Annotated in this window: 14 protein-coding genes; 11 read left to right on the top strand and 3 right to left on the bottom strand. The window is 64.4% G+C overall.

Going from position 1 to position 12843, the window contains the following annotated elements; translation table 11 throughout:
* From QSV36_RS06650 to fliK, 3 genes are all read right to left on the bottom strand, one after another.
* Complete coding sequence (locus QSV36_RS06650; RefSeq protein ID WP_289130916.1) at positions 1-2760, bottom strand: dermonecrotic toxin domain-containing protein; 2760 nt, start codon at positions 2758-2760, stop codon at positions 1-3.
* A 77-nt stretch (positions 2761-2837) separates the two neighbouring features.
* Positions 2838-3185 carry an EscU/YscU/HrcU family type III secretion system export apparatus switch protein gene (locus tag QSV36_RS06645; protein WP_289130915.1) on the bottom strand — a complete coding sequence of 116 codons (348 nt, stop codon included), beginning with the start codon at positions 3183-3185 and terminating at the stop codon, positions 2838-2840.
* Positions 3182-4738 (bottom strand): flagellar hook-length control protein FliK, encoded by a 1557-nt coding sequence (gene fliK / locus QSV36_RS06640; protein ID WP_289130914.1) that lies wholly within the window; start codon positions 4736-4738, stop codon positions 3182-3184. The genes QSV36_RS06645 and fliK overlap by 4 nt, the downstream gene beginning before the upstream one ends.
* Before the next feature lie 185 nt (positions 4739-4923).
* Between fliK and ccmA the strand changes: the two genes are divergently transcribed.
* The 11 genes from ccmA to QSV36_RS06585 form a co-directional block, all read left to right on the top strand.
* Positions 4924-5556 (top strand): cytochrome c biogenesis heme-transporting ATPase CcmA, encoded by a 633-nt coding sequence (gene ccmA / locus QSV36_RS06635; RefSeq protein ID WP_289130913.1) that lies wholly within the window; start codon positions 4924-4926, stop codon positions 5554-5556.
* Positions 5544-6221, top strand: coding sequence for a heme exporter protein CcmB (gene ccmB / locus QSV36_RS06630; RefSeq protein ID WP_013973563.1), 678 nt, complete (start codon positions 5544-5546; stop codon positions 6219-6221). The genes ccmA and ccmB overlap by 13 nt, the downstream gene beginning before the upstream one ends.
* A gap of 46 nt (positions 6222-6267) precedes the next feature.
* Entirely contained in the window at positions 6268-7035 is a 768-nt protein-coding gene (locus tag QSV36_RS06625; RefSeq protein ID WP_289130912.1) for a heme ABC transporter permease, read from the top strand.
* The gene (gene ccmD, locus QSV36_RS06620; protein ID WP_013973562.1) at positions 7032-7208 is read left to right on the top strand and encodes a heme exporter protein CcmD; all 177 of its coding nucleotides are present in this window, start codon (positions 7032-7034) and stop codon (positions 7206-7208) included. The genes QSV36_RS06625 and ccmD overlap by 4 nt, the downstream gene beginning before the upstream one ends.
* Positions 7205-7660: a cytochrome c maturation protein CcmE gene (gene ccmE / locus QSV36_RS06615; RefSeq protein ID WP_225778652.1), complete on the top strand. Its 456-nt coding sequence runs from the start codon at positions 7205-7207 to the stop codon at positions 7658-7660. Before ccmD ends, ccmE begins: the two co-directional genes overlap by 4 nt.
* Positions 7661-7671: 11 nt before the next feature.
* Positions 7672-9645, top strand: a complete 1974-nt coding sequence (locus QSV36_RS06610) for a heme lyase CcmF/NrfE family subunit (RefSeq protein WP_289131178.1) — start codon at positions 7672-7674, stop codon at positions 9643-9645.
* The gene (locus QSV36_RS06605; protein ID WP_225778651.1) at positions 9642-10178 is read left to right on the top strand and encodes a DsbE family thiol:disulfide interchange protein; all 537 of its coding nucleotides are present in this window, start codon (positions 9642-9644) and stop codon (positions 10176-10178) included. Before QSV36_RS06610 ends, QSV36_RS06605 begins: the two co-directional genes overlap by 4 nt.
* Complete coding sequence (locus QSV36_RS06600; RefSeq protein WP_289130911.1) at positions 10175-10651, top strand: cytochrome c-type biogenesis protein; 477 nt, start codon at positions 10175-10177, stop codon at positions 10649-10651. Before QSV36_RS06605 ends, QSV36_RS06600 begins: the two co-directional genes overlap by 4 nt.
* Positions 10644-11840, top strand: a complete 1197-nt coding sequence (gene ccmI, locus QSV36_RS06595; protein WP_289130910.1) for a c-type cytochrome biogenesis protein CcmI — start codon at positions 10644-10646, stop codon at positions 11838-11840. Before QSV36_RS06600 ends, ccmI begins: the two co-directional genes overlap by 8 nt.
* Positions 11841-11852: 12 nt before the next feature.
* Positions 11853-12269 (top strand): hypothetical protein, encoded by a 417-nt coding sequence (locus tag QSV36_RS06590; protein ID WP_186688855.1) that lies wholly within the window; start codon positions 11853-11855, stop codon positions 12267-12269.
* A gap of 325 nt (positions 12270-12594) precedes the next feature.
* Positions 12595-12843: transposase (locus QSV36_RS06585; RefSeq protein ID WP_289129682.1), on the top strand; the 249-nt coding region annotated here is incomplete at its 3' end.

Below are 12843 nucleotides of genomic sequence, written 5' to 3'. Positions count from 1 at the left end.
TCACTGTACCCACGACTGGTTGCAGCCGATCTTGGCGATACGGTCCAGTGGCAACAGCGCTCGCATCGCTGCATGGTATCGGGGCAGGTCGACGAACGCGCGTAACCCACGCTGATTCATGGCGTTGGCATTGGCTATCTCCCGCAACAGGCGCAGGTACGGCAAGCGACGCGTGACTACGTCGGTCAGCAGGCGTGGCCCTGATATTTTTGAAAGCTGCCTGGCATAAGCATCGAAAGCAACCTGGTCAATGCTGGCAGCTGGCAAGGTGTCGTAGAAATCGGGCGTTTGCCTGAAACGGGCCAGCATTTCATCGGAGATCGCGTCGAGCGTCGGGTTGCCTGGATGGCTGCCGATCAGGCTGTTGTTGAAAATATTTCCGTTCGCCATCTTCTCGTTGCACACCGGTGGGAACAACAGGATGCCTTCCTGCTGCGTGGCCAGTACCACCTCGTCCAGGGCTTCACCTGGATTGCCCAGGCCTTTGCCGTCGCGCATCTCGGCATACTCGCCAGGCGCCAGCAAGGTATCGTCGATGTCCATGTACAACCCGCCTTCGGCATGCAGCAACCGGTAACGCAGCACATCAGCTGCGGATGCGTAGTGCGCGGGGCCCTGGCCGTTACCGGTCAAGGCTGCCTGGTACTGCTCGTAGTAGGGTGACTGACGGAATGTTTCGAAAGCGGGCTGTTGCTCCAGTGGCAGCACGCGTAGCCCCGGCGCTTTCTCCCCTAGCAGCCGCAAGTTTTCGGCGTAGGCCTGGGAGTTTGCGTTTGACAGGAACAGCTTGAAGGTATACCGGCTGTCGGCGAGCCGTGACGTATTGTGGGCGATGTTTTCCAGGAGTGAGCTACTCAATACCTGGTCGCCAATCCATATACTCAGGATATTCGCGGGAATGGCGGTGGCGTTTTCCAGCGGCATTGTGGGGATTTGCAGCGGCAGTGACAGGTCCACACCCAGCGCACGCAGGGTCGCTTCGCGCATCGAGTTGCTCACTGTACGGCGACCCGCCTCGATCGGCACCATATCGCGTCCGCTGCCGGGTTCCGGCGCCCGGTAATAAGTTGGGTTGACCTCGTTCTCGTCCGACCTCAGCAGGAACGCGTCCATTTCGACGTCATAGGTCAGCTCCATCAGGTAGCCGCTGATTTGCCCCTGAAGCGAGTCGGGTATGGGCCGGTAGGTGGGCTGGCGGACAACAGCTGCAGCCACCGCCGGGTCGGCACCCGGTAGCGGTGCGAGGCTGTCAGGGTCGTGAAAGAATTCAACGACTTCGTCTGCCGGCAGTCTGGGCGGCACGACGGGACTGAGTGGGTAGCCGAGCTGGCCATTGATGTCGCTTGGCATGACGAAACCGTCACGGCAGTAGCGGAACAACCGTGGGCTGGCTTTCACCAGTTCGCTGGCCAGCGGCGCGGCGTTGAGCAGACCGAAGATGGCCCCGTCCACCCCGTCGGCTTTTTCTTCCAGGGAGCGCCCTTCGAGGGCTTGATCCAGGCCCAGGGCGAACTGGGCGACTCCGCCGATGGCGAACAGCGGTGCCAGGGCCGGGACCACCAGTGCCAGCGGTGCCAAGTAGTTGATTGCGCTACTGATGTAGTTGAGCCAGCGCGCCCTGGTGACCTCGCCGTCACTGGTTATCAGTTGCTGTGCGTCGCGATAGCTGCGTCGTTGCTGGCGTCGGGTAAAGGCATCGAATAGGTCACCGCTGATAAGCGGGCTATAGGTCTCGACCCGGTAATTCACATATTCGCGCGCGGGCCAATGCCCCTCTGCGGTGAAGCCTGGTCGGTTGGCATCGAGGTGGTTACGCTCAGGATAAACCGCCAGACCCTCCATGGCGGTGGCCAGGCCACTATAGCTAAGGCCATCGGGGACATCTGCAACACTGAAATGCGCCATCAATGCAGCACGTTTATGCGTGTCTTTGCATTGTTGCGCGACCCAGTCCTGCAGTTGGCCACGGTCGGCGAATTCATGCAGGGGGGAGGAGTTGCCCGGTATGAACAGTACGGTCCGGCGCCGCTTGGCGCTTTTGAACCATATGATATCGGCGGCGACATAACCGTAAATGTTCAACGGCCTCACTTGCAGCGACTTGGCAGGCTTGCGCAGCCCAGCCACCTGCCAGGCCAGCCGGACAGCCTCGTCGCTCAAGCTGCCATCTGCCGCCTGACGGTTACAGGCCGCGATGAAATTGAGGCGGGCGCTGCTACGGTAGCTGTCGAAATGGCCCGACCAGTAGTCATCGAGCATGGCCTGGTAGCGTTGCCGGAAGTCCAGGTTCCAGATGAATGTCTGAAGCTGCTCTGCGGGCAAGTCGATCCGCGTGCTGTCGTCATACACCTGCGGGGTGGTGCGGCGGAACAGGCCATTGAAAATCTTGTAGCTGGACGCGTTGCCCAGGAAGGGGGTATTGCGGAGCTGGTCCACCAGATGCATCGGACCGGGCCACTCACCGGCCCACGGGGCTTGGAACAGCGCCCCGGCAAGATTGTTGGCCGATTCCCCTTGCCAGTTTGCCAGTAGCGCCTGGGTGAGGCTCTGCCGATGCGTGACCACCGCGTCGACAGGAAACTGCGTACCGGGCTGGTAATGCAGCGTCACAACCTCGACCTGATCGGGATCCAGTATGACACCGCGCCGGGCTGCCCAATCGCGCAGCGCATTGGCGGCGGCGCGGTCGGGTCGAGGGAAGTGCGCCAGATGATCGAGCACATGGCGAACGCCTTGCTGGTTGAGATGAGGAATGCGCATGGGGCACCTTGCTGTGGTTGGAAAGGCTGCAAGATGCCGTGGCGGCGCACAACGGGTGCGTTAGATGTATAGGGGGGTCAGTCCGAGCCGCTTTCGGCTGGCGGCAGCGCAGCAAGCACTGGCGTCACGTCTCGGGGTTGCCTGGGGGCGTTGTCGAAGCCCGCAGGTACCCGGCCGCTCAGTTGCCAGGCGAAAGCGATGATCTCGGCGATGGTCAGGTACAGCGCTTCGGGAATCTGTTCGCCCAGTTCCAGTCGGGCCAGTAGGCGTACCAGTTCAGCATTTTCATAGATTGGCACCTCATGCTCACGGCCTAACGCCAAGATGGCCTCGGCCAGCGCGTCGTCGCCCTTGGCGCTGAGGGTAGGGGCTTGCTCGCCGTCGTAGCTCAGGGCAATGGCCTGGCGGGTATATTTGTGCGTCATGCGTTCTCATCCACCCAGCGTTGTTCGACCCGGGTACGCGGCCCTTGTGGCGGCGTGCCGGGGTGGCAGGCCAGGTCGCCGACATCCAGTCCTCGCGCCAGCAGCCGTTCGCGCAGGCTGGCGAGTTCCGTCGCGATCAGCCGCGCGGTTTGCTCGCGCTCCGCCCACAGCTGACCGCTCAGGCGCCCCTGGCTCAATTGAGCCTGCACCTGCAGTGGGCCCAGAGGCGCCAGGTCGAAGGCCAGTTCGATGCGCCACAGCGCCTGCAACGGGTCTGGTGCCGAATGCTGGCGGTCGTCTTGCTGCTGCGGGGTTTCCTCGCGCTGCAAGCGGACCTGCAAGGGAATGAACTCCTGGCCATGGCGGATGGTTACCTCGGTTTGCCAGGTGGTCTGCAGATTGCCATTTTCCAGCGTGCCGGTCTGCTGCAGGCTGCTCATGGCGTGGCTCTGCAGGCGCGATACCGCCGCTGCAGCCAGGCGCAGGAGTTGCTGCAGGCCGCCCTCGTTGTCCATGGCCTCGAGCAACCTGGAGGGTAGCGGGAACGCCCCGGGTTGCGGCTTGGGGCTGACCCGCTCAAGCATGCCCAGGGCATTGCGGGCCAGCACCGGCATGGTCACGGCCAGGCTGGCCAGGTTCAGGCCAGGCGCGCCGGGCAGGCTGGCCGGGGCCTGGCTGATCAGGCGCAGCAAGTGCGCCTTGAGGTCGGTGGCGACACTGGGGGTGAAGCCGCCTAACAGTTTCGCTTCAAGAAACGCACCGCTATTGTTCAGGGCTTGGGCCAGTGCCTTGGCATCGCCCAGTTGCCGTGCCTCCGGCAGGCTGGCCAGGAGGCGCTCGGCGCTGGCCCGCAGCGCGCCATCGGCGCCCGGGTCGCTGGTCAGCTGTTGCAGGGCATTGAGCAGGCCGGGCAGCGAAGCCTGACGGTTCTGCTGGGCTTGCAGCTGCTGGGCGATGCTGAGCTGGTACTGCCGGCCACTGAGCGGTACGAAGCGCAGCGACTGGTCGCCCTGCACCTGGGCGCTGAGCAGGCTGCCGATGGCCAGTGGCCGCGGGCTGTCGACGGCCAGGGTCGCCCCGGCCTGGGCGCTGTTGACCAGGCTGACCAATGCCCGGTAGACGGGCGCTTGGCCGGCTGCCTGGGGCAACAGCTGGTTGGTCAGCACCTTGCCCTGCAGCAGCGTGCCGATCGGTACCTTGCTGGTGTCCAGGCGGGTAAGGGTGGCGATCTGGCTGGCGCTGGCCTGCTGCAGCATGATCGCCAGGCGGTTGCTTTCGGTCTGGCTGACCGTCACTTGGCTGCCTTGAGGCAAGGGTTGGCTGGCACTGGCCTGAAGCTGCGTCTGGTTGCCGTTGGCTTGCACCAGGCGCAGTACCAGCTGGAACTCGCTGCCTGTCTGGCGCAACGAAATGACTTCGGCCTGTGCCGTCTGCCCGGGGGGGATCAGGCCCGGCTGTGGTTGGGTCAGGCGCAGCAGTTCACCGGTCATGCCCGCCTTGATGGCCTGGGTGCTGATTGCGCTTTGTGCACCGAGACTATTGATTTCAGTCATGATTGTATACAACCTGTCGAACCCGACCTCTTGGCAGCGCGGCGGCGCGTGTAATAATGCCCGGCGCTCGTGGTAGCCAGTATAACGGCAGCGCGGCGGGCGACTTGAGACACAAGGGCTTCAGGCCGATGTCGCCCGCGAAGCAGGCAGCCCCGACCTGAACCCTACACAGATAAGGCGAAACCGTGACCCTTCACCTCCAAGCCGCGGGCCTGGCCTGCGAGCGCGACTGGCGCCTGCTGTTCGAACACCTTGCTTTCGAACTGCGGCCTGGCGACATGCTGCAGATCAGCGGCCCCAACGGCAGCGGCAAGACCAGCCTGCTACGCCTGCTGGCCGGGTTGATGCAACCCACGGCCGGGCAGATCCTGCTGGACGGCCAGCCGCTGTCCGAGCAGCGCCATGCCCTGGCCAGCATCCTGCTGTGGATCGGTCACGCCGCTGGTATCAAGGACCTGCTCAGCGCCGAGGAGAACCTCACCTGGCTGTGTGCGCTGCACCGGCCGGCCACCCGCGAGGCGATCTGGGCGGCGCTGCAGGCCGTGGGCCTGCGCGGTTTCGAAGATGTGCCGTGCCACACCCTGTCCGCCGGCCAGCAGCGTCGTGTGGCGTTGGCCCGGCTGTACCTGGCCAGCCCGCCGCTGTGGATCCTCGATGAACCCTTTACCGCCCTGGACAAGCAAGGTGTGGCGCAGCTTGAAGCGCACCTGGCGGCGCACTGCGAGCAGGGCGGTACGGTGGTGCTGACCACCCACCACACCCTGGCACGCAAGCCCTCCGGTTACCGTGAACTGAACCTGGGGCAATGGGCGGCATGAGCGTATTCATCCTGTTGTTGCGCCGCGAAGCGCGCTTGCTGTTCCGCCGTCCGGCCGAGCTGGCCAACCCGCTGGTGTTCTTTGCCATCGTGGTGGCGTTGTTCCCGCTGGCGGTCGGCCCGGAAAGCCAATTGTTGCAAACCTTGTCACCAGGCCTGGTCTGGGTGGCAGCACTGCTCGCGGTGTTGCTGTCGCTGGACGGCCTGTTCCGCAGTGATTTCGAGGACGGCTCGCTGGAACAATGGGTGCTGTCGCCGCATCCGTTGGCGTTGCTGGTGCTGGCCAAGGTACTGGCGCACTGGATCTTTTCCGGGCTGGCGCTGGTATTGTTGGCGCCGCTGCTGGCGCTGATGCTGGGCCTGCCGAGCCATTGCCTGCCGGTGCTGCTCGGCTCGTTGTTGCTGGGCACGCCGGTACTGAGCTTGCTGGGTGCGGTAGGCGCGGCGCTGACGGTAGGGCTGAAGCGGGGCGGTTTGCTGCTGGCGTTGCTGATTCTGCCGTTGTATATCCCTGTATTGATCCTGGGCAGTGGTGCGTTGCAAGCGGCGTTGCAGAATATGCCGGCAACCGGCCACCTGCTCTGGCTGGCCAGCCTCACGGCACTTGCCGTGACCCTGGCACCCTTTGCGATAGCGGCCGGCCTGAAGATCAGCGTCGGCGAATAACGAGTCCCGGGCTTTCAAGCCCGGCCAATACCCTGGATGTACCCTGATGAAAATAAGCTGGACGTGGTTCCACAAGCTGGGCTCCCCGAAATGGTTCTATGCCATCAGCGGCCGCATGCTGCCGTGGCTTGCCGGCGCTGCCGTGCTGCTGCTGCTGGTCGGCATCACCTGGGGCCTGGCCTTCGCCCCCCAGGACTACCAGCAGGGCAACAGCTTCCGCATCATCTACATCCACGTGCCGGCGGCAATGCTGGCGCAATCCTGCTACGTGCTGCTGGCCGTGGCCGGGGTGGTGGGGCTGGTGTGGAAGATGAAACTGGCCGACGTCGCCCTGCAGTGCGCTGCGCCCATCGGTGCCTGGATGACCGCCGTGGCGCTGGTCACCGGTGCCATCTGGGGCAAGCCGACCTGGGGCAGCTGGTGGGTCTGGGACGCCCGCCTCACGTCCATGCTCATCCTGTTGTTCCTGTACTTCGGCATTATTGCGTTGGGCCAGGCGATCAGTAATCGTGACAGTGCAGCCAAGGCCTGTGCGGTGCTGGCGATTGTCGGCGTGGTGAACATCCCGATCATCAAGTATTCGGTGGAGTGGTGGAACACCCTGCATCAGGGCGCCACTTTCACCCTCACGGAAAAACCGGCGATGCCCGCCGAAATGTGGCTGCCGCTGCTGTGCACGGCGCTGGGCTTCTACTGCTTCTTCGGTGCGGTGCTGTTGCTGCGCATGCGCCTTGAAGTGCTCAAGCGCGAGGCGCGCGCCAGTTGGGTCAAGGAGGAAGTATTGAACAGCCTGGGGCGGAGGGTCGCACCATGAGTTTTGCCACTTTCGGTGACTTTCTCGCCATGGGCCACCATGGCCTGTACGTGTGGACGGCCTATGGCATCTGCCTGGCAGTGTTGGCGCTGAATGTTGCCGCGCCCGTGCTGGCCCGCCGTCGCTACCTGCAAGATGAGGCGCGCCGTTTGCGCCGGGAGAACAACCAGTGAATCCGCAGCGCAAGAAACGCCTGTTGCTCATCGTCGGCCTGCTGGTCGGCGTCGGGGTTGCCGTCGGCTTTGCCTTGAGCGCATTGCAGCAGAACATCAACCTGTTCTACACCCCGACCCAGATCGCCAACGGCGAGGCACCGCTGGATACGCGCATTCGTGCTGGCGGCATGGTCGAGAAGGGCTCGGTGCAGCGTTCTGCCGACTCGCTCGACGTGCGCTTCGTGGTTACCGACTTCAACAAGTCCGTGCCGATCACCTACCGCGGCATCCTGCCGGACCTGTTCCGTGAAGGGCAGGGCATCGTCGCCCTCGGCAAGCTCAACGGCGACGGCGTGGTGGTCGCCGACGAAGTGCTGGCCAAGCACGACGAGAAGTACATGCCGCCCGAGGTCACCAAGGCGCTGAAGGAAAGCGGCCAGGCGGCTGGCGGCGCGGAGGCCAGGCCATGAACGCGGCGTTGGTGATACCCGAACTCGGCCAGCTGGCCATGATCCTGGCGATCTGCTTCGCCGCCGTGCAGGCCACGCTGCCGCTGCTGGGCGCCTGGCGTAACGACAGCCTGTGGATGAGCCTGGCGCGCCCGGCGGCCTGGGGCCAGTTCGCCTTCCTGGCCTTTGCCTTCGCCTGCCTGACCCACGCGTTCATGACCGACAACTTCTCGGTCGCCTACGTGGCCAGCAACTCCAACAGCGCCTTGCCGTGGTATTACAAGTTCAGCGCCGTGTGGGGCGCCCATGAAGGCTCGCTGCTGCTCTGGGCGCTGATCCTCGGCGGTTGGACCTTCGCCGTGTCGATCTTCTCGCGCCAGCTGCCACAGCTGATGCTGGCCCGCGTGCTGGCGGTGATGGGCATGATCAGCGTCGGCTTCCTGAGCTTCCTGATCATCACCTCCAACCCGTTCCAGCGCCTGTTGCCGCAGGTGCCGAGCGATGGTCGCGACCTCAACCCGCTGCTGCAGGACTTCGGCCTGATCGTCCACCCGCCGATGCTGTACATGGGCTACGTCGGTTTCTCGGTGGCCTTTGCCTTCGCCATTGCCGCGCTGCTCGGCGGGCGCCTGGACGCCGCCTGGGCGCGCTGGTCGCGGCCGTGGACCATCGTCGCCTGGGCTTTCCTCGGTGTCGGTATCACCCTGGGGTCGTGGTGGGCCTATTACGAACTGGGCTGGGGCGGCTGGTGGTTCTGGGACCCGGTCGAGAACGCCTCGTTCATGCCTTGGCTGGTGGGCACCGCGTTGATCCACTCGCTGGCGGTGACGGAAAAGCGCGGGGTGTTCAAGAGCTGGACCGTGCTGCTGGCAATTGCCGCTTTCTCGCTGAGCCTGCTGGGTACGTTCCTGGTCCGCTCCGGTGTGTTGACCTCGGTGCACGCGTTCGCCGCCGACCCGGCGCGTGGAGTGTTCATCCTGATCTTCCTGCTGTTCGTGGTCGGCGGTTCGCTGACCTTGTTTGCCGTGCGTGCGCCGGTGGTCAAGAGCCAGGTCGGGTTTGCCCTGTGGTCGCGGGAAACGTTGCTGCTGGCCAACAACCTGATCCTGGTGGTGGCTGCTTCGATGATCCTGCTCGGCACCTTGTACCCGTTGGTGCTCGACGCCCTGACCGGGGCCAAGCTGTCGGTCGGCCCGCCGTATTTCGATGCCTTGTTCCTGCCGCTGATGGCGCTGCTGATGGTGGTGCTGGGCGTGGGCGTGGTGGTGCGCTGGAAAGACACCCCCGGCAAGTGGCTGGCGAGTATGTTGACTCCGGTGCTGGTCGGCAGCGCGGTACTGGCGCCGGTCGCCGGCTTCCTCGTCGATGATTTCGACTGGCCAGCGCTGAGCGCCTTCGCCCTGGCTGCCTGGGTGGTGCTCGGCGGGTTGCGAGACATCTTCGACAAGACCCGCCACAAGGGCCTGGTCAAAGGCGTGCTGGGCCTCTCGCGCAGCTACTGGGGCATGCAGCTGGCGCACCTGGGCCTGGCAGTGTGTGCACTGGGCGTGGTGCTGTCGAGCAACAACAGCGCCGAACGTGACCTGCGCATGGCCCCGGGCGAAAGCGTCGAGCTGGGCGGTTATCACTTCCTGTTCGAAGGCGCCAGGCACTTCGAAGGGCCGAACTTCATCTCCGACAAGGGCACCATCGTGGTCAGCCGCGATGGCCGTGAAGTGACCACCCTGTACCCGGAAAAGCGCCTGTACACCGTGCAGCAGTCGATGATGACCGAAGCCGGCATCGACGCTGGCTTCACCCGCGACCTGTACGTCGCCCTCGGTGAGCCGCTGGAAAACGGCGCCTGGGCAGTGCGCGTGCATATCAAGCCTTATGTCCGCTGGATCTGGCTGGGCGGTCTGCTGACCGGCCTGGGCGGGTTGCTAGCGGCCCTCGACCGGCGCTACCGCGTCAAGGTCAAGACCCGGGTGCGTGAGGCCCTGGGCGTGTCTGGAGCAGCTGCATGAAGCGTTGGATCATGGTGGTGCCATTGGTGGTGTTCCTGCTGATGGCGGTTGTCCTCTACAAGGGGCTGTTTCTCAAGCCCGACGAGCTGCCATCGGCAATGATCGGCAAGCCGTTCCCGGCGTTTTCCCTGGCCTCGACCCAGGGCGACCGCACCCTGACCCAGGCCGACTTGCAGGGCCGCCCGGCGCTGGTCAACGTGTGGGCGACCTGGTGCCCGTCGTGCAAGGTCGAGCACCCGTACCTCAACCAGTTGGCCGAGCAGGGCGTGGTGATCCACGGCATCAACTACAAGGACGACAACGCTGCGGCGCAGAAGTGGCTGGCCGAATTCCACAACCCGTACCAGCTGGATATCCGTGACGAACAGGGCAGCCTGGGCCTGGACCTGGGTGTGTACGGCGCGCCGGAAACCTTCCTGATCGACGCCAAGGGCATCATCCGCTACAAGCACGTTGGCATTGTCGACGCCAATGTCTGGCGTGAGCAGTTGGCGCCGCTGTACCAGGGGCTGGTCGACGAGGCCAGGCCATGAAGCGGTGGTTGGCAGCAGCCGTGCTGGGCATCAGCCTGACCGGTGTGGCCAAGGCGGCCATCGATACCTACCAGTTCCGCGATGACGCCGAGCGTGAGCGTTATCAGCAACTGACCAAGGAACTGCGCTGCCCCAAGTGCCAGAACCAGGACATCGCCGACTCCAACGCACCGATCGCCGCCGACCTGCGCCGCGAAATCTTCCGCATGCTCGGTGAAGGCAAGAGCAACCAGCAGATCATCGACTTCATGGTCGACCGCTATGGCGACTTCGTGCGCTACAAGCCGGCACTCAGTGGCCGCACCTGGTTGCTCTGGTTCGGCCCGGGGATCCTGCTGGTCGGCGGTTTCGTGGTGCTGGCGGTGATCGTGCGCCGTCGCCGTGGTTCGGCCACCCAGGCTACCCAGGAGCTGTCCTTCGAAGAACGCGAGCGTCTCGCCAAACTGCTGGAAAAAGAACAGACCCATGACTGAATTCTGGCTGAGTGCGGGCCTGCTGCTGCTCGCTGCCCTTGGTTTCCTGCTGATCCCGATCCTGCGTGGCCGGCGCCAGCAGCAGGAAGAAGACCGCACTGCCCTGAACGTGGCGCTGTACCAGGAGCGTATCGACGAACTGGCGGCGCAGCAGGCTGCTGGCGTACTCGACGATGCGCAGATGGCCAAGGGCCGCGACGAAGCCGCCCGCGAGCTGCTGGCGGACACCGAAGGTGCCGAGCCTGCGCGTCAGGGCCACCTGGGCAAGGCTTTGCCCGTGCTGGCGGCGCTACTGGTGCCGCTGATGGCGCTGGGGCTGTACTTGCATTTTGGCGCGGCAGACAAGGTGGCGCTGACCCAGGAATTCGCCGAGGCGCCCAAGTCGATGGAGGAGATGACGACACGCCTGGAGCGGGTAGTGCAGGCCCAGCCGGATTCGGCCGAGGCGGTGTATTTCCTGGGCCGTGCCTACATGGCCGAACAGCGCCCGGCCGACGCCGCGCGCACCTTCGAGCGCGCGGTGGCCTTGGCCGGGCGCCAGCCTGAGTTGCTCGGGCAGTGGGCCCAGGCGTTGTACTTCGCTGCTGGCAAGCAATGGAGCGCGCAGTTGCAGGCGCTGACGGACGAAGCACTGAAAGCCGACCCCAACGAAGTGACCAGCCTGGGGCTGCGTGGTATCGCTGCGTTCGAGGGCGAGCGTTACCAGGAGGCTATCGATTACTGGAAGCGCTTGCTGGCCCAGTTGCCGGAGGGCGACGCATCGCGTGATGCACTGCAGGGCGGCATCGACCGCGCTGCCGAGCGCTTGGGTGGCTCGCCGAACCAGGCCGCGCAAGCCGCGCCGGTGGCGGCGCGTCTGAAGGTGCGGGTGGAGTTGGCTGCGGCGGTGAAAGACAAGGTTCGCGCGAACGACACGGTGTTCATCTTCGCCCGCGCCAGCAATGGGCCGCCGATGCCGTTGGCGGCCAAGCGGGTGACGGTGGCGCAGTTGCCGATCGAGGTGGAATTGTCCGATGCTGACGCGATGATGCCGCAGATGAAACTGTCGCAGTTTGCCGAAGTCCAACTGGTTGCACGTGTCTCGCGCGCTGGCCAGCCTACCCATGGCGAGTGGATTGGCCAGGGCGCGCCACTGCCCAGCACCACGCAGGCCATCCAGCACCTGACCATTGACAGCCCCGACCCGTAAGAGAGCAATGCCATGCACAGCACCGTCCGCCTGACCCTGATCACCCTGGCCCTGGGTTTGTCTGCGTGTACGGTGCATGAGCCGTACGAGCGGCCGGAGCCGCCGATCGAGCGGTTGCCGCAGCAGGGCCCGGTGGTCAAGCCGGTGCCGGGTGGGCAACCGTCCACTGCGCCGAGCAAGCCGGCGGCCATTCCCAAGCCGATGCCGCGTACTTCGGCCAGCTTCGCGCCACCGCCTGGCGGGGCGAGCCACTGGGACCCGAAACTGGGTGTATACGTACTTGAGAAGCAACCCAATACCTTCTACCGCCAGCGTACCTACTACCGGTTCGATAACGGCTGGAGCTGGTCGCTGAGCCCGAATGGGCCTTGGCAGGAAACGGACAGCAGTGGCGTACCGGGTGGCTTGGGACGTGCATTCGCCCAGTAGTTGCAGCATTAACGTTGCTTTTTGCTTTTTGCTTTTGCTTTTGCTTTTGCTTTTAAGCGCGCGATAGTTCAGGCGCCGCCGAATGCGACTTCAGGAGGCCGAGCGAAGGGCATGCGGAGGGAGGTGACGGGCATGGATGCCCGTCAAGCGCTGAGGCCCCATGGATGGGGCCTGCAGCGCGTCCTCCCGGGAGCATGCCCGTACCGAGGGGACCCCGGAGCGTAGCGTAGGGGCCGGATGATGGGAGCCAGCGTTTTTTGGTGGGCCTGCCCCGTGACAACGGACGCCAAGAAGCGATACTTACATCGCTATCTTGGAGGTTGTCATGTACCCAACCACTCGCCGCAATTACACCGATGAGTTCAAGATTCAGGCCGTTGCGCTGGCTGAAACGCTTGGCAGGACGGAAGCTGCTCGCCAGCTGGAGATGTCTGTGAAGACGTTGGACAACTGGGTCAACGCTTCCCGCAACGGCCAGCCATTGAGCTCTCCTGACCGTCGCGCAATCACCAGAGAGGACAGCGAGTTAGCACGATTGCGAGCCGAGAACGCCGAGCTGAAACTGGAGCGTGAA

The organism is Pseudomonas sp. BCRC 81390, assembly GCF_030341915.1.
In the GTDB taxonomy this organism is placed as follows: Bacteria; Pseudomonadota; Gammaproteobacteria; order Pseudomonadales; family Pseudomonadaceae; genus Aquipseudomonas.
This window is presented reverse-complemented; position numbering and strand designations above follow the sequence as displayed.

Coding starts and splice junctions, on each gene's coding strand:
- QSV36_RS06650 (WP_289130916.1), bottom strand. CDS start 2,760: ATGCGCATTCCTCATCTCAACCAGCAAGGCGTTCGCCATGTGCTCGAT.
- QSV36_RS06645 (WP_289130915.1), bottom strand. CDS start 3,185: ATGACGCACAAATATACCCGCCAGGCCATTGCCCTGAGCTACGACGGC.
- fliK (WP_289130914.1), bottom strand. CDS start 4,738: ATGACTGAAATCAATAGTCTCGGTGCACAAAGCGCAATCAGCACCCAG.
- ccmB (WP_013973563.1), top strand. CDS start 5,544: ATGGGCGGCATGAGCGTATTCATCCTGTTGTTGCGCCGCGAAGCGCGC.
- QSV36_RS06625 (WP_289130912.1), top strand. CDS start 6,268: ATGAAAATAAGCTGGACGTGGTTCCACAAGCTGGGCTCCCCGAAATGG.
- ccmD (WP_013973562.1), top strand. CDS start 7,032: ATGAGTTTTGCCACTTTCGGTGACTTTCTCGCCATGGGCCACCATGGC.
- QSV36_RS06605 (WP_225778651.1), top strand. CDS start 9,642: ATGAAGCGTTGGATCATGGTGGTGCCATTGGTGGTGTTCCTGCTGATG.
- QSV36_RS06600 (WP_289130911.1), top strand. CDS start 10,175: ATGAAGCGGTGGTTGGCAGCAGCCGTGCTGGGCATCAGCCTGACCGGT.
- ccmI (WP_289130910.1), top strand. CDS start 10,644: ATGACTGAATTCTGGCTGAGTGCGGGCCTGCTGCTGCTCGCTGCCCTT.
- QSV36_RS06590 (WP_186688855.1), top strand. CDS start 11,853: ATGCACAGCACCGTCCGCCTGACCCTGATCACCCTGGCCCTGGGTTTG.